We start from the raw sequence: 22,538 nt of genomic DNA on the forward strand, positions 1-22,538 counted from the left end.
CCTCCACCGATGAGCCGGGAGCCATGAGCGCCAACGACCGTGTGCTGATCAACCAGATGATCGAAGACCGGCGGAACGCCCGCGCCGTCCCTCTTTCCTTCGACGCGGCCTTCGAAAGGTTCGCGAGCGAACACGCCCTGCATGGCTTCGGCCTCTCGGAGGAGGAAATCGAAGCCGGTGTGATCGGGGGCGCGAACGACGGCGGTATCGACGGCGCGTACGTCTTCCTCGGTGGCCGGCTCCTCCACGAGGACAGCGAGATCCTCCAGCAGTCCTCCGCCGTCTCGAACGTGGAGAACGGGAGCCAACTGACGCTCTGGCTCGTCCAGGCCAAGACCAGCTCCGGCTTCTCCGAGACGGCCCTGGACAAGGTGATGTCCACGTGCGCGAACCTCCTGGACATGGAGGTCGACGAGGCCACCGTGGGTGTGCTGTACACCGAGGATCTCCTCGCCCGGTTCAGACTGTTCAGGACGGCGTTGACGCGGCTCCTCAGCCGTCACCCGACCGTGCTGATCAAGTTCTCGTACGTGACGCGCGGCGAGGCGAGCGAGGTTCACCCCAAGGTCCAGGTCAAGGCCAAGATCCTCGAAGCACAGTTCTCCAACGCCTTCGCCATCTCCACCGGCGAGGTCGAGTTCCTGGGGCCCGCGGAACTCTGGAAGCGTGCCAGCACCCTCCCGTCGTACACCCTGCAGCTTCCCTACCGGGAGAGCATCACCCACGGCACGAGCCATGTCGCGCTCGTCGGTCTGGGCGAATACATCGACTTCCTCAGCGACGAGACCGGGGCGATCAAGTCCCACATCTTCGACTGGAACGTCCGCGACTACCAGGGCAATGTCGAGGTCAACCGGGAGATAACGGCCTCGCTCCAGAACCCCGAAGCACCCGAGTTCTGGTGGCTCAACAACGGAATCACCATCGTGTGCTCGCAGGCCACCGCGATCGGGAAACGGCTGAGCCTCTCCGACGTACAGATCGTCAACGGGCTGCAGACCTCGTACACGCTCCACGAGACGCTGCGCGAGCTCTACGTGACCGACCCCACCGACCCGGTCTTCGACAGGCTGGTACAGGTGCGCATCCTCGTCACCGTGGACCAGGCAGCCCGTGACTCCGTCATCCGCGCCACCAACCGGCAGACGAGCGTGCCCGTCGCCTCCCTCCGGGCCACCGACGACATCCAGCGGCAGATCGAGTCGTACTTCCTCGAACACGACTGGTTCTACGACCGGCGCAAGAACTTCTACCGCAACCAGGGAAAGCCGGCCGACCGCATCGTCAGCATCCCCTTGCTGGCGCAGTCCGTGATGGCCATGGCCCTCGGCCAGCCCGACTACGCCCGCGCCCGCCCGTCGAGCCTGCTGAAATCCGACGCGGACTACCGGCGCGTCTTCTCGGCCAAGACGGAACTCCCCGTCTATCTGTGGCTGGCCAAGGCACAACGCCAGGTGGACGAGTTCCTGCAGTCGACGTCGGATCCCACCTCCCGGTCACAGCACACGAACCTTCACTTCCACCTCGCCATGCTCGGAGCCGTGGACCTCATGGACCGGGTGTTCAACAAGCCGGAAACCCTGAACAACGCCGCCCGCGAGAAGGTCTTCCCGAGCACGGTGCGCCTTGAATCGCTGTGGACATCGCTCCAGGAGCAGTTCGACGCATTCCAGAAGGAGAACCGGTCGGGGCAGGACAAGACCGCCAAGAGCAGCGAGTTCGTCAGCTATCTGACGAACAACCTCGGCTACGGGAGCCTCCGCCGCCGGTGACCTCGGGGCACGGTACGCGCGCCACCGCGGATGGGAGAATGGGCGGGTGATCGATCCTCGCCCCGCTCCCGTCTCCGCCGCCCGGCGGCGCACCGCCATCGACGCGCTCCGGCGCGGTGCCGTGCCCGAGAGCGGCTTGGATCTCCTCGCCACCGGGCTGGACCGTTTCGAGTCCGCGCTCGACGCGGAACTCGACGCGGTCGCCTCCGGCGCCTCGGTCTTCAAGGCCGTACGAGGTGAGTACGGGTCCGGCAAGACGTTCTTCACGCGCTGGCTCGGTGAACGCGCCAAGCAGCGCAACTTCGCCGTCTCCGAGATCCAGATCTCCGAGACAGAGACACCGCTGCACAAGCTGGAGACCGTCTACCGGCGCCTCACCGAGCGGCTGTCCACCCCCAGCTTCCCGCCGAGCGCACTGCGGCCCGTGGTGGACGCCTGGTTCTACGCCCTGGAGGAGGACGCCCTCGCCGCGGGGGCGGACGAGGACGATCTGAGCGGCGCGGTGGAGGAACTGCTGGCCGCCCGGCTGACCGAGGTGTCGCGGCACGCCCCGTCCTTCGCGGCCGCGCTGCGCGGATACCGGTCCGCACTCAACGACGGCGACGAGCCCACAGCGGCAGCCGTCCTTTCCTGGCTGGGCGGCCAGCCGCATGTGGCGGCAGCCGCCCGCCGGTCCGCGGGGGTACGCGGCGACCTGGACCACTTCGGCGCCCTGGGCTTCCTGCAGGGACTGCTCACCGTCCTGCGGGACTCCGGTCACCGAGGGCTGTTCGTCGTACTGGACGAGGTGGAAACCCTGCAGAGAGTGCGGTCGGACGCCCGCGACAAGGCGCTCAACGCCCTGCGGCAGCTGATCGACGAGGTTCACTCCGGACGGTTTCCCGGTCTCTATCTGGTCATCACCGGCACGCCCGCGTTCTACGACGGCCAGCAGGGCGTGCAGCGGCTCCCGCCGCTCGCCCAGCGGCTCGCCACGGACTTCACCACCGACCCACGGTTCGACAACCCCCGGGCGGTCCAACTGCGCCTGTCGGGATTCACCCTGGAGTCTCTGACGAGCCTCGGGGTGACCATCCGCGACCTCTACGCCTCCGGCGCGGACTCACCCGACCGGATCAAATCGCTGGCCGACGACGTCTACATCGCCGATCTCGCCCGTGCGGTGGGGGGAGCTCTCGGCGGCAAGGTCGGCGTCGCGCCCCGGCTCTTCCTCAAGAAACTCGTCGGCGATGTCCTGGACCGTATCGACCAGTTCCCGGACTTCGACCCGCGGCAGCATTACCGGCTGACCGTGGACAGCAGTGAACTCACTGACGTCGAACGCAACTTGTCCGCATCGTCGTCGGCCGATGACATCGATCTGGAGCTGTGATGGCGTCGGCCACGGACCCCGTCGACCGACTCGACCCCGTCATCGTCCACCACGTGGTGAACACGCTCGGCTGGCCGGATCTACGACCGCTGCAACGTGCCGCGATCGACCCGGTGATGGACGGCGAGGACACCGTGCTGCTCGCCCCCACCGCCGGCGGCAAGACCGAGGCGGCCTGTCTGCCGGTCCTCTCGGCCATGTCCGCCCAGGGCTGGACCGGCACCTCGGTCCTCTACCTCTGCCCGCTCAAGGCTCTCCTCAACAACCTGGTGACCCGTATCGACGGATACGCGCAGTGGCTCGGACGCAGCGCGGCTCTGTGGCACGGAGACACGAAGGAGTCGCAGCGCCGACGCATCCGTACCGACAGACCCGACATCCTCCTGACGACGCCCGAGTCGCTTGAAGCCATGCTGATCGGCGTGAAGACGGACCACGCACACCTGTTGGGAGGGATCCGGGCCGTCGTCGTCGACGAGGTGCACGCTTTCGCCGGCGACGACCGGGGCTGGCATCTCCTGGCGGTGCTCGAACGTCTGCAGCGGGTCACGGGGCGCCCCATTCAGCGCATCGGGCTGTCCGCCACGGTCGGTAATCCGCAGCAACTGCTCACCTGGCTCCAGGGGTCGGGCGCCGGCCGCCGTCCGGGCCAGGTCGTCGCCCCTGGACTCACGGACCCCTCGGGTCCCTCGTCCGGCCGGGTGTCGGCGGGCGACGTGACCGGGCCACCGCCCGGGGAGATCGAACTCGACTACGTGGGCTCCCTGTCCAACGCCGCCAAGGTCATCGCAGCCCTGCACAGGGGCGAGAAGCGCCTGGTGTTCTGCGACTCGCGGCGCCAGGTCGAGGAGCTGGGCGCGGCCTTGCGGGCGCGCGACGTCACGGTGTTCCTGTCGCACGCCTCGCTGTCCGCCGACGAGCGGGCCCGATCCGAGCAGGCGTTCGCCGAGGCACGCGACTGCGTCATCGTCGCCACCTCCACCCTGGAACTGGGCATCGACGTCGGCGACCTGGACCGGGTCGTCCAGATCGATTCGCCCGGCACCGTCGCTTCCTTCCTCCAGCGCGTCGGCCGCACGGGGCGGCGGGCGGGAAGCACCCGCAACTGCCTGTTCCTGACCACGCACAAGGACGCTCTGTTGCAGGCCGCGGGATTGCTGCTCCTGTGGGGTCGCGGCTGGGTCGAACCGGTCGTCCCACCGCCCGAGCCGCGCCACCTCGTCGCGCAACAACTGCTGGCCGCCACGCTCCAGGAACACAAACTGGGCGACCAGATGTGGCCCGAGCAGTGGAACGGCCTGGCGCCTTTCGACCGTTCAGCCGCTCCGATCCTGCGTCATCTGACCGACCAGGGCTTCCTGGACACCGACGGGGGAATGCTGTTCATCGGCCCTGAGGCCGAACACCGTTTCGGGCGGCGGCACTTCATCGAGTTGACCGCGTCGTTCACCGCACCACCGCAGTTCACCGTCCTGTCCGGGCGCACCGAGATCGGCCGGATGGACCCGTCCGTACTCACCGAGGAACGTCCGGGGCCACGACGCCTGCTGCTGGCCGGCCGCAGCTGGCAGGTGACATTCATCGACTGGGGGCGCAAGAGGGTCTTCGTCGAGCCGGTCGACAGCGGCGGGGTCGCCAAATGGTCCGGGGGGACACTCATCGGACTGTCGTACGCGCTGACCCGTGCGATGCGGGAGGTCCTGCTGGGCGCCGATCCGCCGGTGTCACTCACCCGGCGAGCCGAGGTCTGCCTCCGAGAATGGCGCGACGAGGAGGCGCCGCTCGTGGTGCACCCCGGCGGGACGCTGGTGGCCAGGCGGGGCAATGACGTCCGCTGGTGGACGTGGGCGGGCTACCGTGCCAACGCGACGCTAGGCGCAACGCTGTCGTCGATCGCCGACCCGGTGCAGCGCCCGACGGACTGCTACCTGCGGCTGCGGGAGGATCTGACCCAGGACATGTGGCGCGGCGCGATCGAGGTCGCTCAGGCAGGACCGTCTCTGGTCCTCCCCGATGTCGACCCTCGGGCAGTGCGCGGGCTGAAGTTCTCGGCGGCACTCCCCCAGCGACTGGCCGTAGCCACGGTGTCGGCGAGGCTCGCCGACTTCGACGGTGCACGCGCTGTTCTGTCGGAACCGAAGCGCTTCTCCACCGAGCCGGCCACCTAAGCCGGCTCACGCCCCCGCCCTGCCCCGCCCTGGCAGAAGCGACGCCCGACGATTCCCGGCCGAAGAGCCTTCGCGGAATCGATCGATCCCGGGCGGGCGCTCGGCCCGGCTCCTGCCGGCAACTGCCGCTGAGGCATGCGTCGGGCGGCCTGCCGAGGTGGCTGCCGTCCGGCGCGTGCGGATCGTACAGAGGAGCCTCGACGTGCTTCCGAACCTGCGTCGGTTCAAGCCTGATTACGCGGGTAAGGGCGCGGAAGGTCCGAGCCGCACGCTTTGCCCGCACACCCCTGAAAACACAGGTCAGGTGACTTCGACCTCAGCCGACCTTCGTCGCCGGTTCCAGAATCGCCACGCACTCCACTTGATGAGTCATCGGAATCATGTCACCAGGCGACGGACCTGGCGTAGCCGCAGGTCAGCGGCGGATTTGCGGCTCTACTGGATGGCCGTTCAGTCGCCCGGAGCGTCAAACGAGCGTCACGACCAGCGAGCGCAGCATTCTTACCGAATCGCTTCGGCCAGGTCTGCCAACAGGACATCGGCCACCAGTTCCTCGACCACGGCGGTGCCGTGGTCGGTCATGGCGCGGGTCAGTTCGGGGTCCCAGGGCGCCTCGGTGAGGCGGCCGAGCCGAGGACCGTGCGGAGTGCGGGCGACCGCGGCGCGGTAGTCCGCCGCCGTCATGCGCCAGGGGCGGGCCGGCGTCTTGTCCAGAAGATACGCGGCGATGCGGATGCCTTCGCCATCGAAGTCGCCGTGGTAGCGGAGGGTGGCGCCCTGATCCGCGAGGAGGCGGAGGAGGTGGACGGCCGCGCTGTTGGGCCAGCCGGATGTGCACACGAGCGGCGGACAGTCCGGGCCGAAGCGGCGTACGGCGAGAGCCAGGATGCTGGGGTTCTCCACGGCGTGGACGACGGGCGCGGGGTCGGAGGCGAGGATGAACTCGCCCGGGGCCCGCAGTTGGGCGAGGGTCAGGCATGCGGCCTGACCTGCCTCGGCACAGACGCGGGCCACACGGGCGAGCGGGCCGTCGCCGGCCGGGCGCAGTCCGCCGACGAGAACGGTGGCGGACAGGTCGTCGTCGGCGACACCCGCGCGCGTCCACAGGGCACGCCGGTCCGCCGCGGACTGCGGAGTGGCGGTGTCGTGGAGGGTTGCCAGGGCACGCAGGACGAGGGTGGACAGGCGGGTGCCGTCGTCGAGTGCGTGGGAGTCGCCCTTCAGGACCCGGGCAGCGAACACGGGCAGGGGCTCTGCTTGGGCGGGGAGCGCCGCGAGCACCGTCAGTGCGTCGGTCAGCAGGGATCGGGTTCGTTCCGTCGAGCCACCGACCAGACCGGCGGCTCGGCACGAGGCGGTCCAGTCGGCGAGCGCGGGCTGGGCCCGTACGGTGGCGTGGCCGTCCAGCCATGTCCACAGCTCGGCGCGTTCGCCTTCTCGGCGGCGCCGTTCACCCGCGCGGTCGTCAAGGGGGCCGACGAGTTCGGTGACGGTTTCGCGCACCGTACGGCCGCACAGCTCGGTGACGGCCTCTTCCAGACGGACCAGGGTGACGGAGGGGCGGGCGTCCGGCAGACGGTCCAGGCCGAGGAGGTCGGCGAGGGCCTCGCGCTGGGCGTCGTCGAGCGGTCCGAGACGCACCCGTGTGACGGGCCGGCCGGAGGAGAGGCGGTTGTGGACCGTGTGCCAGAGCGGGCGGAGTTCAGGGCGACGCAGGGTGTGTTCGCCCGGTGCCGTTTCCGGGTGTGTCATCCCGCCTCCAGGTCGGTGCCGTTCCAGACGAAGCGGGCGCTGGTGACCGCGTCGTCGTCGCCGTCGGTGAGGAGTTGGTGGACGGCGATGCCGGGCAGTTCGCCGTAGGTGCACCACTCGTGGTCGGAGGTGACCATGAGGTCCAGGTCGAGTGCGGTGAGCAGGGCGAAGACCTGTCCGCGGTTGACGGTGTCGACGCCGACGAAGACCTCGTCCAGCAGGATCGGCCGGGGTGCCCGGGGCACGGCCTCGTAGTGGGCGGCGACGGCGGCGAACAGGGGCAGGTGCAGTGCGATGGCCTTCTCTCCGCCGGAGAGCGCGCCGTGCAGCTTCTTGGTCAGCGGCTGCCACCCGGTTCCGTTCGCCCGGTCGAGGCGGACGGTGAAGCGGTGCCAGGCGGTGTAGTCGAGCACCTCGCCGAGCTGTTCCTCCCAGCTCGCGGCGGTGTCGCTGCCCTTGGCCTCCTCGATACGGGCGCGGAAGAAGGCGTGCAGCGCGTCCCGGTCGGTCTCGGTGACCCGGCCGGGATCCTTGAGCAGCAGCTGGCGGGCGGTGCGGGTGCTGTCCGGAAGGTCCGGCCGGACGTCCCAGACGAGCTGGACGGCGACCTTGGAAGCGGTACGGACCCGCTCCAGATGCCCGTTCATACGGTCGACGAGTTCGCCGGCCTGACGGATGCGCCCCGCGAGGTGGCGCCGGATGTCACCGGTGAGGATCTGGTCGAAGAGGCGCCGCTCGACGGTGGTGATGTCGTCACGGCTGCGGTCGCGCTCCTGGGTGAGCGTGGCGAGCAGGCCCGTCGCCCCCACCCGTACGCCGTCCAGGGTGGCGGTGAAGAGCTGGATGTCGTCGTCGGGTTCCAGGTCCAGGTCGGCACGGGCGCCGAGGCGCTGGCGAGCCTCGTGGACCGCTTCGGAAAGGCGGGTGGCGGCGTCGCCCAGGTTACGTGGGGCGTGCGGGATGCCGGGCCACTTCGCCGCTGTGGCGCGGGCGGCCTCCAGGGTGGCCTTGGTGCCGTCCCCGGCGTCGAGTTCCGGTGTGATGCCGGCGTCCTCGGCCAGCCCGACCAGGCACAGGTGCCGGAACCGGTGCGCCGCACCGTCCCGGGTCGCGACGGCCTGCTCCCGTCGTTCGGCGTCCTGACCGCTGGTGGCCCGCAGTCCCCCGATACGGCCTTCCAGGCGCAGCAGGAGATCGGCCGCCCGGCGGGCCTCCTTGCGGCAGCGGTCCAGCTCGGCGCGCGCCTCGGCGACGCGTGCGACGATCTGTCGGTAGTCCTCGCCGACGGTGGCCTCCACCGCCGCCAGGCGCGCCTTCAGACCCGCCGCCTCCGCTTCGGCGGCGGCCGCGTCCTCGGCCTGTTCCTCGGCGGCCCGGCGCGAACGGTCTGCCTGCGCGGCCAGCTGGTGGGCCCTGTCGGCTGCGACGGTCGCGGTGAGGCGGGCGTCCACCCAACTGTCGGCGGTGTCCCGGAACCTGTCGATGTCGGCGGAGAGTTCACGCAACCGGTCGCGGTCGGTGGGCAGCCCGTGTTCCGCGGCCCGGCGGCTGAGCGTGCGCAGCGCGCCCGCCACCTCGTTCTCCCGCCGGGCCAGATGGGCGGCGGCGTCGCGCACGGCGTCGTCCCGGGCGGCCACTCTTTCCTCGGCTCGGTCCCGGTCACGCCGCCGGGCATCGAGTTCCCGGTGGTCGGGTCGGGCGTCGCGGTCGGCTTCCAGCCGGGCGCGGCGAGCGTCGAGGCCGCGCAGTCGGTCGTCGAGTGTGGCGAGGGAGGCGTTCGTCTCGCCGATGCGCTCGGTCAGTTCACCGATCTTGCGCTGCCGGGCCCGCTGCCGCGCGAGGGCACCGATGTGGGCGGGTTCCGGCTTGTTCCAACTACCGGTGGCGAGCGCGAGACGCCAGGCGCCGTCGGCGGAGACGGCCGCGGGGTGACCACCGGGCAGAGTTGTGCCGTACGCGACACCGGCGAGGATACGGGTCACGGTGTCGGACGGGACGGGGATGGCCTCCTCGGGCCTCAGCACCTCCAGCAGACTGGGCCCCGGGGCAGCCATGGCCAGGACCGCCTCGGCGCGGGTGTCGTGGCCCGGCAGCGTAATCCCGTCGTAGGGGCTGACCCAGGCATCCAGGAGGCCCGACGCCTCCAGTGCCGCCTCCACCGCGGCCTGAACGGGGAGCGGAACACCTTCGCGGAAGGCAACCAGTCGCCACAGAGGTGCTCCCGCCGTCGCCGTGCGGACGGTGGTGCGGGTGGGCGGGGGCGCAGGTGGCAGGTCGGTTTCACCGCTCAGCCGTCGTACCTCCTCCGCAAGTCGGCTCCGCTCGTCCCGCAGACCCTGACGTGCGGCTCGGACGGTGGCCTCCGCCGTGGCGATCTCCTGTTCCAGCGGGCGTGCGGCGGCTTCGGCCAGGGCCCTTACCGCTTCCTCGCTCGCCGCTCTGACCACCAGCTCCCCGGGGTCGGCGAGGCGCAGTTCCGTGCAGTCGTCGGCCCAGACGAGCAGCCGTTCCGCCTGTGCGGCAAGGGCGTCGTCCCAGGCGCCGGAGGCCTCGTCCCGCCGGGCGATGGCCTCCGAGAGCCGGGTACGGGCCTCGTCCAGCAGGCCCTCGGCGGCGCCCCGGTCGCGCAGCGCGCGGTCGTGCTCGTCCATCGCCTCGGTGGTGAGGCTGACCTGCTGTCGTCGGGCGGTGACCGCGCCCCGCAGCAGCCGACGGGCCTGTCGGGCCCCGTTCTCACCCCCCGTGGGTGTGGTGCCGGAACCCTCGGGCCGGCTGCCGCCCGCCGCACGCCCCGTGCCGTCGGGGAGGGGCACTGCATGGTCCGCGCCCAGGATTGTCCTCACCTCGTGGTGGATGGACTCCAGACCCGCCGCCCGGGCCGACCGGCGTGCTTCCTCGGCGGCTTCGCGCGCGTGCTCGTCGAGTGTGCGGGCCTGGCCCACCGCCTCGTCGGCGTGCCTCTGGTCCTCCTCCGCCCTGATCCGAGTGGCCCGGGCGGCAGCGCGCTGCCGCCCGGCGGCGGCTGCCACGTCTTCCGTGCGGCGGCGGAGCCGGTCGAGTTCCTCACCCTGCTGGTACGCGTCGCTCTCGCGCAGGCCCTCGACGGTCTCCTCCAGGGCATGCGCGCGCAGCTCCTGTTCCCCACGCCGGGCCTGGGCCGACTCGCGTTGGGCCAGCGCCTGTTCGAGCTCCTCGGCGCTCTGGCGGGCGACGCGGGTGAGGTTGTCCATCTCGGTGGTCGCCGAGATCAGCGTCGCGGAACCGGCACGCAGGACCCGCCGCGCGTAGGCGCGCTGCCGGGATGCGACGGTCTCGGCTGCCGTCACCTCGTCGTCGAGCCGCTTGAGGTGTTCGCGCTGGCGGTCCAGCCGTTCGAAGCCCTCGGCGAGTTCGGCGATCTCGCCTTCGCCCAGTGGGGGCAGGGCGCGGGACAGCAGGGTGGAGAGCAGGGACGGGTCGAGCCGTTCGGACAGTTTGGGCTGGCGCAGCTGGAGCAGGGCGGACAGCAGTGACTCGTAACGCTGCTCCCCCATGCCGGCGAAGAGTTCACGTCGTACGGCCGTGCGGTAGTCGGTGGCCGAGGCGTGCACGTCGCCACGGTCGCGCAGCGCTTCGGCGAGGACGGCCCGGGTCAGTGGCTGTCCCGCCTCGTTGACGAGGAGTACGCCGTCGGGGTGGGCGATCCTGGAGCCGGTGGTGAAGTAGTCGGCGTGCACCCCGCTGGTGTGCACGCTCGCCTGCAGGCGCGCTCCGCAGCCGAACCACCGCTCGGTGCCGTCGTCGCCGACGCGGCGGAACTCCATCCACACGTACCCGACGCGGGTCTTGCCGGAGGCGCCTTCGCCCAGCAGGTTCCAGTGCATGGTGCGCTCCGAACCGCCGAACGTGGAGAGGCGGTTGGGGCGGAGGCTGGCGTCGAAGAGGAAGGGGAGCAGCAGTTCCAGGGCCTTGGACTTGCCCGAACCGTTCTGGCCGCGCAGCAGCAGGCGGCCCTGGTGGAAGGCGAAGGTCTCGTCGTAGTAGCGCCAGACGTTGAGGATGCCCGCGCGGTGCGGCTGCCAGCGACTGCGGGCGGCATCCGCCGCTTGTGCCGGTGCCCCGGCCGACTCAGTGGGCTCCGGCCGCCGCGGAACCGGAAGCTCTGTCACGCTCACTGCTGATCTCCTTCTGCGACAACGCCACCGAAAGCCGTGGTGCCCGCCGTCTGGCGCGGGCCGACGTCCCACTCCGCTCCGGGCTTGTCTTCCGGATCCGAACTCGTCGTCTCCGTCAGGCGGTAGCGGTACGCGGCCGGGCACGCGACAACACGGCCCCTGGCTCGGCGGGCCAGGCCGACATCACGCAGTACGCGTACGGCGTCGTCGGACAGCCGGGCCGCGCCGTCCTCGGACTGATACGCCTTGGCCCAGCGCGGGAAGCGGCGCAGCAGATCCGCTCCGGCCTCGGCGAGCTGCTCGGGCAGCAATCCGGCGGACGCGGCGCAGAGCGGCTCCAGAAGGAGCAGCGCGGCGACCCGGGCAGTGGACGTGTCGTCGGGGAAACGGACATCGGTGGCCAGCCCGTCCGGGTCCACGAGCAGGAAGCCCTCGGCTCGTTCCTCCAGGACGAAGCCGGCCTGCTCGACCGAGCGGCGCAGGATCTGGCGTCCGGTCAGGGAGGTGACGTACGCCAGCTCGTCGTCGGCGAGGTCCGACCGGTACAGCACGGGGTCGTCGAAGAGGCGACGCAGCACCGAGTGGCGCAGCCTCAGGTTGCGTTGTGCGTCCGTGGCGGCGATCTCGCTGTGCGCCTCGTCCGCCGTACCGTCGACGACCACGCCGCCGTAGCGGCGCTCCCGCACCAGACCCGCAAGGAGTTCCTCGAACCGCGCGGGCACCTCGTCCGGGGGTACGGCGAGCCTGGAGGCGCCGACGGGTGCGGCGGGCAGCCGGATCAGCAACGTGGTGTCCACGCGGTAGAGGACCTTCGCCTCCGCGGACTCGACGTACGCCTCGGTCGTCCCGTCCACCGCGCGCAGCACGTCGTACGACTCCAGCAGTTTCAGGACGTCGACGAACGCCATCCGCTCAGGCCGCTGGACCGGGTCGAACGCGGCCGGCGCCCGGTCGGTCGCCGTGGCCTGCACGACACGGTCGGCGAGCATGCCGATGGTCGTCATCGGCATCGACAGCAACTCGGCCGCGGTCACACACAGCAGCACGTAACGCCGACGGTCGAACGGGGCCCGGCCGGAACGCGCCCTGCGCGCCGGGCGGGAGCTGTCCGGGTTCGCGCGGACCTTGGTGAGGCGGGCGTAACCGCGGCGGGGCTCGACGACCAGGCTCCAGCCGCAGGTGTAGTCGAACCACTGGGCCAGCGGCTCACGACGACGGCGTACCAGCTCGAAGCCGGCCGGGTCGGCGGCCTCGGTGAGCAGGGGGCGAGCCAGGAGGAGCCGGACGGCACGGGCAACCTCCTCCCGTTCCGCGGCGGCCAGTTGGTTGGCGAGTGTGCTCATCCCGCCGCCTCCTGCTGTGCGGCGAGGAAGTCCGGGAACGCGCCGGCTCCGCCCGCCGCCGCGATGTGGACGACGTAGTCCGGTCCGGCCAGTGAACCCTTCGTGGTGCGCAGCAGGACGGTGCGGCCGTCGGGAGGCGGAGCCAGTGCGATCTCCACCCGGCCGTCCCCCGTCGTGGCGCGCCGCAGCCCGTCTGTGCCCGGCCGGGCGGACAGGGCCCTGCCCAGCAGGTCCAGCAGCCGGTCGAAGACGGCAGGATCCAGCGCGCCGAACGAGGACAGACGCACGGGTCCGTCCGTCTCCAGCGCCCGCCAGGCGCGCGCGAGTTCCGCTCGCTCCGCGCGGGCCCGCTCGGTGCGCTGCGCCCTGACGGCCGCGACGTCCCGCACCTTGGCCGTGCGGGTGAAGCGCTCCGTCCGTCCGCTGGTCCGCAGCAACGCCGACACCTTCACGGGCGGGGCCTCGGACCAGGAATGGGACGACGGGATCAACTCCGGGTCGGGGTGGGCGAGATGAGCGTGGCGTGCCGGGCCGAGACCGAAGGCCGCCGACCACAACCGGTGCAGGTCCTCCTCCGCGGGGGCCGCCGCGAACCAGCGCGCCAGCTCCCGGAAGTCCTGTACGGCGCTTGAGGAGCGGCGCCGGGACTCGTTGATCCGCTCCAGGACCTGCAGGAGCGAGACGATGGCCCGCCGGGCGATGTCGTGCAACTGCTCGATCCGGGGGCGCGTCCCGTCGTCCGGAAGGAACCATGCCCGCAGACCCGCCCAACGCGCCCGTCGGCTCGCCAGCCAGCCGGCCGCGGGATCCTCTCCGGTCACCGGCGGCAGCTCGGCTCCGCGCAGCGCCCGCTCGCGCAGCACGGCGATCCCTTGTTCCTCCACCCGGGCCACGGCGGCGGCGACCGCCTGGCCACGCAGGTCGAGGTTGACCAGAAACTCCTGCAGATACGCGACGGTGGCGGCCTTGACCTCGCGGAACACCTCCAGATCCGCGCCCTCGGCGCGCAGGAGCCGCTGCAGTTCGCCGTTGAACGCCTTGGTGTTCTCCACCAGGGCCTCCAGATGCCCCTCCAGTTCCCGGAGCGTGCTGAAGATCCGGCGATCGGACGAGGCGGTTTCGCCGGACAGCAGGCACAGCTCGTCGAGCCGGTCGGCGATCGCCTCCAGCACGGCCGTCTGCAGCGCTCCCGTGGAGGCGAGAACCTCAAGCGCGTGCCGCACTCCGGCGAGAGCGGCCTCGCCCCGGCGGGTCAGCGAGTACTGCAGGTTGCGCCGCTCGTACTCCTCGGCCGTGCGGTAGTTCTCCGCATGGTTGTGCACCACGTCCAGCAGCTCCCACTGCACGAGTTTCCTGAGCGCCTCATGCAGTTCCTCGTCCTCGACCGCCGCCGCCCAGCCCACCCCGCGCAGCCGCTCGCGCACCGCGTCGAGCCCCAGCGCTGTCTCCAGGTGCTCACCGGCCACGCCGAAGGCGTCCAGCACAGCCCCGTACAGATCGGACCTCTCCACCGTGGTGAACCGGAACATCTCCGGTGGAACCCTGCGCACGCCTGTCGCCCCCTCCCGCACCGCCTCGGCCGCATCCGGATCTCCACGGTAGAGGGCGACACCGACATTCAGGGGCGAGTCACGGAACAGCGGATTCATCCGGCGGGAATCGGAGAACCGCTGGACGCTTCTCGATGGCACTCCAGCTGACCAGTACCCGTGATCCTGGCCGGCTTCCGTGAAACGGCTCCGCCCTGTCTTTGGCATTCGCGCACCGACACCCGAGAGGCCCGACCCGCAGATCCTCAGCGATGCGAAGGTCGTGCGCCGCCGGGTGTCGGAGATCCGCGACTTCACCGACTCCGCCGACGCCTACGACCGCTTCGGGCATGGAGTGGTCGGCCTCCGACGGCGCGGACATGCTCAGGAGGAGCCTGGGCACTCGCAGCGCCGACGACGGGTGCAGGCCGCGCAGTGTCGTCACGGCGGTCTGCGCGGACTCTTCCATCCTCCTGCGGGTCCCGGGCCGCTTCATGGACGCGTGCCGTAGGTGGCCCGGCGTCGTTCCCGAAAGGCCCGCGCACCGTACAGAGGCAGGGCGATCGGACCGGCGACGGAGGACGACACTGCCCACCAGGCGAAGGGGCCGTGTGTCAGTTCCACCAGCAGGCCGGCCACAGGGGGAAGGTCAGGAGGAGCCGGCATGACAAGGGGGAAGGCCACCGCCAGGCCGAGGAGAGTCGTCCGCTCCTGTGCAAGTCCTTCGGCGCCGTTCAGCCGGCGCGCCAGTGGCAGTGACGCGAGAGCGCCGAGCAGCGCGAGGCCGGCGCTGGGACGTACGGCTGGCCGTGTGACGCGCCGGCAAAGTGTTCCCTGGGCGGATCTGTTCTTCCGAGCTTGTCTTTTAGAGGCTTAGAGGGCATCTGAAAAGCCCGTCAGCGAGACATACGGGCAGGTGGCGGGGCGGTGGGGCACCTTTGGAGGGCTGGGGTGGGCGAGCCGCGCGCCCGTTACTCGACGGATCTGTCCGACGCCGAGTGGGAGATCCTGCGACCTCTGGTGCCGACGGTGAAGCCGGGTGGCCGACCGGCCAGGCCGTCCCGGCACCGGAACGGTCAGCTCTCCGTTCCCGCGGCCCAGAGCACGGTGTCGCCGGACGTGATCACAACATTTCCGTCGGCCTGGAACACGAGGACCGCTCCTTGGTGGCCACCGGTCTGTGAGGCCCACAGGGGCTGTCCGCCGCTGTTGTAGACGACCAGGTTGCCGTCCGCCTGGAAGCGGGCGGAGTTGCCCTCGCCGCCAGTGACCGAAGCCCAGCGCGCCTTGTGGTCCTGGTCGTAGACCACCAGGTTGCCGTCCTGCTGCATGATCAGGCTCCTGTCCCCGGCCACCACGGACTCTCCGGCGGCCAGATCGAACGTGGCCTGTACGACCTTGGGTGCCGCGCCCGCGTCGTTCTCCTGGGACTCCTGGCCTTGCTGGGACTCTTGGGACTGCTGGGTCTCCTGAGGCTCCTGGGCCGAGGCGGACGGCGTCTTGCCCGCGGTCGGCGAGGCTGCCGAGCCGGACGGCCGTCCCTGCGCGGACGGGGAGGACTCGGCCGAGGAACGCTGCGTACCGAAGTGGACGGTGGCCACCACGGCCACCACGACCGCGACCGCCACGACCGCCGCGACGGCCGTGGTCAGCAGCCAGGCGTGCCGACGGCGTCGGCCGGGCTCGGCCGGGGCGGCGAGGACAGTGTCGGACCTCATCGTTCTCGGGGCCGATTCCTGACCGGCGGGGGCCCCGCCGGGTTGGTGTGCGAGGTCGACCAGGGTGCGCGCCGAATGCTCGGCCTCGGTCAGTTTTCCGGCGAGAACCGTGGGGCATTCCTCAGGCCAACGCCCGATCCGGCCACCCCTCTCCTCCAGCCATCCGCTCAGCTGAGCCGCCGTCGGACGCACGGCCGGTTCCTTGGCCAGACACGCGGTGAGCAGCGGCACCAGCTCCGGGGGGACACCTGCCAGGTCGGGTTCCTCGTGGACCACTCGGTACAGCAGGGTGGCCGCGGGGATCTGTTCCGCCGCACGCGAGAAGGGACCGCGTCCGGTTGCGGCGTACACCAGCACGGCGGCCAGCGAGAACACGTCGGCGGGTTCGGCGGCGACACTGCCGACGGCCTGGTCCGGTGCGAGAAAACCGGGGGAGCCCACAGAGACACCGACGTGGGTGTGCCTGCTGTCGTCGGCGGCCCGTGCAACACCGAAATCGATCAGCCGTGGACGGTCGCGTGCCAGCAGGACGTTCCCGGGCTTGACGTCCCGGTGCGCGAGGCCGGCCTGGTGCACGGCCTGCACGGCGCCGCACAGTTCGGCGGCGAGTGAGAGCAGCGCGGTCTGCGACAGCGGACCATGGGCCATGACCCAATCGGCGAGCGACGGCGCGGGCACATACTCGGTGGCCAGCCACTGCGGCCGCTGGCCCGGGGCACTGTAGTCCACGACGGTCACGGTCCACGGCGAACGGACGCGGTCGCTGTTGCGTATCTCGCGGGCGAACCGCTCCTCGAACCCCGGTTCGGAGCTGAGATCGTCGCGAATCGTCTTCAGTGCGAGCAGCCGACCCGAACCCGTACGGGACAAGAACACCTGCCCCATGCCGCCCGCACCGAGCCGACCGAGCAACGGATAGCCGCCTATGGACGTCGGGTCCGAAGGCTGAAGGTTATTCATGACGACGACTGTTCCCCGGAAGTGTGCATCAGCGCTCGAACCACGCGCTGGGCCTTGGCTTGCGTGCTGGTGAGCAGGGTGGTCCGCGCTCGCAAGTATGCCGGACGGGTTCGGCCTTCGCCTTTCTTTCCAACTGATCGGCGCCGACGCAGACATTACAAAATCGGCAGATATCCGCATCGCAACGGGAGAATTCCCGACAGTCGCCGCCCCGTTCCGGGCACCGGATTCCGGGGCACCGGCCAGCCGGAACGCCTGCGCGCCACGCGCACCAGGCCCGGCACCCACACTTATACCCAAGGATTCCCTGCCTCTGCCCTTTCGGGCCCAGAATTCTTCCCCAAGGACCCCCCAGCCTTCCCTCAAGTCCCTCCCCCCAGCTTTACCGAATTCGGCGTTTCAGGGTCGGCCCGACCTGTCGAAAGCGAGCTCACATCCATCACCTTCAACTCCTCCTCCGAGGCCGCTGCCGTTCTCACCGGCAGCAGCGCCCATGGATGGACGGGCTGGAAGACCAAGGACGGCCGACCGCTCGGTGACTTCATGACGGACGCGTCCTGGCGCCCGAACCGGGCTTGGCTGGTGCGCGGGGCCAATGTCACGGGGATGGACCTCGTCCGGCGGGCTGCACGCGTTCCTGTCCCGGATGAAACCGGGCGACACCGTGTGCACGATCTCCGAAGGCCTGCTGTACGTCGGAGAAATCACGGGTGAGGTGGAGCAACTCGAGTCGGAGGACGGGCACCCGTACAACAAGCTGCCGGAAGAGCTCCATCAGAAACTTTCCATCCAGCACGACGTGGTGGAGCTGACCTCCGTTCAGGCCGTCATCGACGGCCTGGGGCTCACCGACGAGGAACTGGCCGATGAAGCGCAGGTGATGGAGCGCGATCCGAGCATGGAGGTCCCGGCGATCTCCGTTCGGCGTGAACTGGAGCTTCCCGAACCGACGGACGAGTTTGCCGGCGAGCTGCACGTCCACCGCACCGACTGGCTGCGCGAAGTGCGCGACTTGCTCGCGGACGAGCATCAGCTCATCTTGTTCGGGCCGCCCGGCACGGGCAAGACGTACCTGGCGCTGAAACTGGCCGAGTTCCTCGGCGGCGGACCCGAGCAGGTGAAGCTGGTCCAGTTCCATCCCTCCTACGCCTACGAAGACTTCTTCGAGGGATTCCGCCCCCAGGAGGACCCGGTGAGCCGGGAAGTCGCCTTCAGGCTCACCGCCGGACCGCTGCGTGAGCTGGCGGACCTCGCCACGCGAGAGGGCAACCGACACATCCCGCACTTTCTGATCATCAACGAGGTCAACCGGGCCAACCTGGCCAACCTGGCCAAGGTCTTCGGCGAGCTGTACTTCTTGCTGGAGTACAGGGACAAGTCGCTGTCCCCTCGCACGGAGTCCACGCGTGGGCTGCTGCGGCGCCGGCCGAGCACGCCCGGGCCACCGGACACATGCTGCCGGATGCCGTCGGCCGGGCCCTGGCCGCGTCCAAGGTCGTGGACGCTTCCCCCGATCCGTACGCGCCGGGCCGCCGGCTGCTGCGGGCCGGCAGCAAGGTCGGGTCGGTGGCCATCGGCATACCGGGGAGCGCCGCGCCCGTTACGGCTACAGCCTGGACCCGCAGGGCAACTGGCGAGACGGACAGGTCGATGTGGGCGAGCAGCGCAATCTGCTGCCGGCGCTCGCGCACGCCGTAGAACGGCAGCGCGCTGGTGGTCCGCGGGCGGATCCGGGAGCCGGACCAGATCCGGCGCCGGCTCGGGGCGGCGCTGCGCGTGGAGGTCGCATACGACGAGTTCACGACTTCACGACCGACATCGCCGAAAACCGGCTCCTGAGGGGGGCCGTGGAGCGGTTGCTGCGGCTGCCCGGGGCACCCCGGGAGGTGCGGCATCGGCTGCTGCACCAGCGCGCCCGGCTCGCGGACGTCACTCCGCCGGTCGCGGGGCAGCCACTGCCCGCCTGGCAGCCGTCCCGGCTCAATGCCCGCTACCGGCCGGCGCTGCACCTCGCCCGTGCCGTGCTGGACCGAACGTCGCCCGAGCACATGCCCGGCGGGCTGCGCATCAACGGGTTCCTGTTCGACATGAACCGGCTCTTCGAGGACTTCGTTACCGTCGCCCTGCGCGCACCACTGCGCGGCACGGACCTCACCGGCGCACTCCAGGACCCGCACCACCTCGACGAGGCCGACGCGATCCGTATGAGGCCGGACTTCGTCGTGTACCGGCCGGGGGGCGCTCCGCTGGCGGTCGCCGACGCCGAGTACAGAGCGGAGAAGCGAGCCGGCTACCCGGACTCCGACCTCTACCAGATACTCGCCTACTGCACCGCACTCGGCCTGCCCGAGGGGCACCTCGTCTATGCGAAGGGCAATACGCCGCACGCCGCTCATCAGGTGCGGCACGCGGGTATCACCCTGCACCAGCACGCCCTCGACCTGAACCAGGATCCGGCAGTTCTCTTGGCCGACCTTGCCGTCCAGTCCCGGCAAATGTGTGCTGACCTGCCTGTATGAGGCCGAATAGGGCGCTGGGCGGCCGTGTAGTGCCACGGCCACCACGGGACGCTTCTCCGCAGCGCCGTGGCGACCATCACATGGGAAGCGTGAGCGCGCACTCGGCCCACACCGTCTTGCCCGGACCGTCGGACCGGAGGTGCCAGTCCCAGCGGTCGGCGAGCCCGGCGACGAGAAGGAGTCCCCGGCCACCGGAGTCCTCGACGTCCAAGAGGCGGAGGGCGTCCGGGCGGGGCGGCACCCGTTCGGCGCGGGTGTCGGTGACCTCGATCCGGACAGTCTGCGAGTGCGCGGTCACTTGTAGACGCAGATGGAAGTCCCGGCCAGGTACATGGCCGTGTCGTACGGCGTTGGCGGTCAGCTCTGCGAGGACCAACACGATCGCGTCGTGCGGACACGTGTCGTACGGGATCCCCCACGCGTCGAGCCGGTGCGCGGCGAGTCTCCGGGCGAGGCGGGCGCCTCGGGGGGTGGAGGTGAAGCGCATCTCGAAGGTGTGGTCGAGCAGGGAGTGAGGGGTGATCAAGTAGCCGCTGGGGCGCGCGGGTTGGGTGGTCCCGCCGGGGCTGCCGGGCTTGTTCATCATGCCGACCACGGTCCCCTCGGTGGCGTAGCGTCACCAGTGGTGACGCACCGACGCGGACCGGTTGTACGCGCTGTGTCGGTACGAGTACGAGACACGCGGCGTGACGACGCTCCGGGGTGGGCGTTGGGCCAGGGAGGCGGTAGTGGTGACCGAGGGTACGGGCGACGAGGTGACGGTGAGTTTCGGGGACGGCTGGGAGAACGACGACGGCACCGGAGGACAGGCGGCGGACAAGTCCGGGCAGGGCGTAGTCACCGCGTTCGGGCAGAGCATGAAGACGCTTCGGGTGCGGGCGGGGCTGGAACGCGAGGAGTTCGGGCGGCGGCTGGGGTGTTCGGCGTCCACTGTCGCGTCGTTCGAGCAGGGGCGGAGGATTCCCTCACCGAGGACCATCGAGCAGGCGGATGAGGTGCTGGGGGCGGGGGGTCTGCTGACGGTGTGGAAGGAGCAGGTGGAACGGGCTCAGTATCCGGTCTTCTTTCAGGGGATGGCGAAGCTGGAGAAGGAGGCCATTGAGCTGCTCTCGTACAGCACGCTGGTGTTCAACGGCCTGGTTCAGACCGAGGAGTACATGCGAGCCGTGCTCGCCATGCGCCGCCCCGTCCTGGACCAGGAGACCACTGAGCAGCGTGTGACGGCACGACTGGCCCGGCAGGACATCTTCGACCGACGACCGTCGCCACTGATGAGTTTCGTGCTGGACGAATCGGTGTTGCGTCGCCGGTACGGTGGAAAGGACGTGTTGCGAGGGCAGTTGGAGCACCTGATCCTCATTGGCCAGAAGCGGAACGTCGAGATCCAGGTCGTACCGCTCGACTGTGAGGACAACGCCGGCGTGGATGGGCCGTTCACGATCGTCACCCGCAAGGACGGCAAGAAGTTCGTCTATGCCGAGGCGCAAGGAACCAGCAGCCTTCAGACCGACCCGGAGCAGGCGGTTCTCGCAGCCGCACGCTATGGGATCATCCGATCGCAGGCTCTCACACCGCGAGAGTCGCTGGAGTTCATCGAGAGGTTGCTGGGAGAGCTATGAACATCGCTGAGTCCTCGACCGTCGCTTCCGGCCTCGCCTGGTTCACGAGCAGCTACAGCGGAGCCGAGGGCGGCGAATGCGTGGAAGTCGCGGCCGGTACGGGAGTTGTGCACATCCGGGACTCCAAGGCCGTGGCCGGACCGGTCATCCGTGTGTCGCGTGAGGCATGGGCGGGGTTCGTCGGGGAGGCCTGACGGTCGTACGTACGCGAGAGCCCTGCCGTTCCTCGTCGGGCGGCAGGGCTCTCGCGCGTCCGCAGTGAGCTACAGAACCGCGTCCGAGCCGCGGCAGCCTGGTCGCACGTCTTGTTGAAACGAGTGCTCACACCGATCTCCGCCGACGGAATGCCACTGTCCAGCCGGCCACGGACCCGCTTGACCAATGCGTCCGGTTCGGCGACTCCCGAGGGTGCTCGTCGACCCTGCCTCGGCTGTCCGCCCGGCGGCCGATCCCTCTTTCCCTTCCGGCCCGGGCGAACCTTCACGAGAACCGTCCCCTCCGTCGCCCGCGTCCCGCTCTAAGGTGCGATCAATCACCGACGACCAGGGAGGAACCGTGCAGCAGCCAACGGCGGCACTCGCCGAGCGCATCGCCGAGCGGAGGAGGGGAGGCGACGATCCCCGTGCTCTGGTGGGCGAGATGCGGCGCTCGGTCCTTCTGGTGCCGGTGGCCGACGGCGGCCTCTGGTCGGTGCGTTCGGGCGGGGTGCGGTGGATCTGCGGATTCACCGACGAGGCCGCACTGGCCCGGTTCGCCCTGCACCACGCGCCCGGTGATCAGCCCATGGACTACGCGGCGCTGCTGGGCGCGCGCATCGTCGACGAGATCGTGCCCGCTCTGGGCGAGCCCACCGGTCTCGCCGTCGACATCGCCACCGAGGACGGGTCGATGTTCTTCCCGCCGGTCGTCGGCATCGTTCCGGACGCGGTCGCCGTCGACGCCGGTGAGGCGGGGGCGGGGGCGGGGGCACGATCATGAGCGAGGACGGAAAGGACCTGCAGTTCGACAAGGCGTCGGTCGCCAAGTTCACCCAGGGCGTGGGTGCCACGATCGACCAACTCGGCGAACTCGGCGGCGCCACCGGCGCGGTGATGGGAAAGGGCTTCTCGGCACTGGCGATGACCGGGAAGGAGGCCGGGCACCACGGCCTCTCGGTCGACTTCGAGGACTTCTGCGAGCGCTGGGAGTGGGGCGTGCGCGCCCTGGTGCGGGACGCCGGCGAGATCGCGAACCGTCTCGGCCTGGCAGCGGGCACCCAGTGGGAGAACGACCAGTACATCGGGGGCGCGCTCAAGGTGGGCGCCAACTCCCTGTTCGGCGGGAACCCGCACGCCAGTGAGGAGGAGATCGCCAAGCAGGACTGGGGCGACATCTTCACGCCGGACTATCTGAACCCGGACTGGAGCCCCGAGTCGTTCGACCAGGCCGGTCAGGACATGGCGCAGACCTGGAAGGACACCGGCCGCACCGTCCTCACCGAGGGCCAGGGCGGCCGGCAGTCGCAGGCGCTCAACGGCGTGTTCGACGTCTCCGACGACCAGTGGAACCAGGCGCTGGACGACACCTTCGGCCCGTCGCCGGAGGAACGCGCCCAGCAGGAACAGCGGCAGGGCGAGTCCGGGGGGAACTGAC

At 70.3% G+C, this 22,538-nt stretch carries 14 protein-coding genes and 1 pseudogene; 9 read left to right on the plus strand and 6 right to left on the minus strand.

Annotation, left to right across the window (positions count from 1 at the left end):
• Positions 1 to 23 precede the first annotated feature (23 nt).
• From RV986_RS13525 to RV986_RS13535, 3 genes are read left to right on the plus strand one after another with little or no spacing between them, the layout of a single operon-like run.
• Positions 24 to 1,772, plus strand: a complete 1,749-nt coding sequence (locus RV986_RS13525; RefSeq protein WP_475917633.1) for an AIPR family protein — start codon at positions 24 to 26, stop codon at positions 1,770 to 1,772.
• 46 nt (positions 1,773 to 1,818) lie between these two features.
• Positions 1,819 to 3,144: a BREX system ATP-binding protein BrxD gene (gene brxD, locus RV986_RS13530; protein WP_475917634.1), complete on the plus strand. Its 1,326-nt coding sequence runs from the start codon at positions 1,819 to 1,821 to the stop codon at positions 3,142 to 3,144.
• Positions 3,144 to 5,312 (plus strand): DEAD/DEAH box helicase, encoded by a 2,169-nt coding sequence (locus tag RV986_RS13535; RefSeq protein WP_475917635.1) that lies wholly within the window; start codon positions 3,144 to 3,146, stop codon positions 5,310 to 5,312. The genes brxD and RV986_RS13535 overlap by 1 nt, the downstream gene beginning before the upstream one ends.
• A gap of 501 nt (positions 5,313 to 5,813) precedes the next feature.
• Here RV986_RS13535 and RV986_RS13540 read toward each other — a convergent pair.
• From RV986_RS13540 to RV986_RS13560, 5 genes are all read right to left on the minus strand, one after another.
• Positions 5,814 to 7,064, minus strand: a complete 1,251-nt coding sequence (locus RV986_RS13540; RefSeq protein ID WP_475917636.1) for a TIGR02679 family protein — start codon at positions 7,062 to 7,064, stop codon at positions 5,814 to 5,816.
• Positions 7,061 to 11,218: a TIGR02680 family protein gene (locus RV986_RS13545; protein WP_475917637.1), complete on the minus strand. Its 4,158-nt coding sequence runs from the start codon at positions 11,216 to 11,218 to the stop codon at positions 7,061 to 7,063. The genes RV986_RS13540 and RV986_RS13545 overlap by 4 nt, the downstream gene beginning before the upstream one ends.
• On the minus strand, positions 11,215 to 12,561 hold the full coding sequence (locus RV986_RS13550) for a TIGR02678 family protein (RefSeq protein ID WP_475917638.1): 1,347 nt from the start codon (positions 12,559 to 12,561) through the stop codon (positions 11,215 to 11,217). The genes RV986_RS13545 and RV986_RS13550 overlap by 4 nt, the downstream gene beginning before the upstream one ends.
• Positions 12,558 to 14,111: a TIGR02677 family protein gene (locus RV986_RS13555; RefSeq protein WP_475917639.1), complete on the minus strand. Its 1,554-nt coding sequence runs from the start codon at positions 14,109 to 14,111 to the stop codon at positions 12,558 to 12,560. The genes RV986_RS13550 and RV986_RS13555 overlap by 4 nt, the downstream gene beginning before the upstream one ends.
• Positions 14,112 to 15,166: 1,055 nt before the next feature.
• Positions 15,167 to 16,768, minus strand: a complete 1,602-nt coding sequence (locus tag RV986_RS13560; protein WP_475917640.1) for a serine/threonine-protein kinase — start codon at positions 16,766 to 16,768, stop codon at positions 15,167 to 15,169.
• A 438-nt stretch (positions 16,769 to 17,206) separates the two neighbouring features.
• Between RV986_RS13560 and RV986_RS13565 the strand changes: the two are divergent.
• Both RV986_RS13565 and RV986_RS13570 read left to right on the plus strand, forming a co-directional pair.
• Positions 17,207 to 18,191, plus strand: a pseudogene (locus RV986_RS13565) (AAA family ATPase); the annotation flags it as partial.
• A 424-nt stretch (positions 18,192 to 18,615) separates the two neighbouring features.
• Positions 18,616 to 19,287 (plus strand): McrC family protein, encoded by a 672-nt coding sequence (locus RV986_RS13570; RefSeq protein ID WP_475917641.1) that lies wholly within the window; start codon positions 18,616 to 18,618, stop codon positions 19,285 to 19,287.
• A gap of 76 nt (positions 19,288 to 19,363) precedes the next feature.
• Here the strand turns inward: RV986_RS13570 and RV986_RS13575 are convergent, their stop codons facing one another.
• Positions 19,364 to 19,873, minus strand: coding sequence for an ATP-binding protein (locus RV986_RS13575; protein ID WP_475917642.1), 510 nt, complete (start codon positions 19,871 to 19,873; stop codon positions 19,364 to 19,366).
• 175 nt (positions 19,874 to 20,048) lie between these two features.
• Here RV986_RS13575 and RV986_RS13580 point away from each other — a divergent pair, with 175 nt between their 5' ends.
• The 4 genes from RV986_RS13580 to RV986_RS13595 all read left to right on the plus strand — a co-directional run bounded on the left by RV986_RS13580 (position 20,049) and on the right by RV986_RS13595 (position 22,537).
• Entirely contained in the window at positions 20,049 to 20,906 is an 858-nt protein-coding gene (locus RV986_RS13580; protein ID WP_475924273.1) for a helix-turn-helix domain-containing protein, read from the plus strand.
• The gene (locus RV986_RS13585; RefSeq protein ID WP_475917643.1) at positions 20,903 to 21,100 is read left to right on the plus strand and encodes a DUF397 domain-containing protein; all 198 of its coding nucleotides are present in this window, start codon (positions 20,903 to 20,905) and stop codon (positions 21,098 to 21,100) included. The genes RV986_RS13580 and RV986_RS13585 overlap by 4 nt, the downstream gene beginning before the upstream one ends.
• Positions 21,101 to 21,461: 361 nt before the next feature.
• Entirely contained in the window at positions 21,462 to 21,884 is a 423-nt protein-coding gene (locus RV986_RS13590; protein ID WP_475917644.1) for a hypothetical protein, read from the plus strand.
• Entirely contained in the window at positions 21,881 to 22,537 is a 657-nt protein-coding gene (locus tag RV986_RS13595) for a hypothetical protein (RefSeq protein WP_475917645.1), read from the plus strand. The genes RV986_RS13590 and RV986_RS13595 overlap by 4 nt, the downstream gene beginning before the upstream one ends.
• The last annotated feature ends 1 nt before the right edge of the window (position 22,538 follow it).

It is taken from the genome of Streptomyces sp. RLA012 (genome assembly GCF_056270325.1).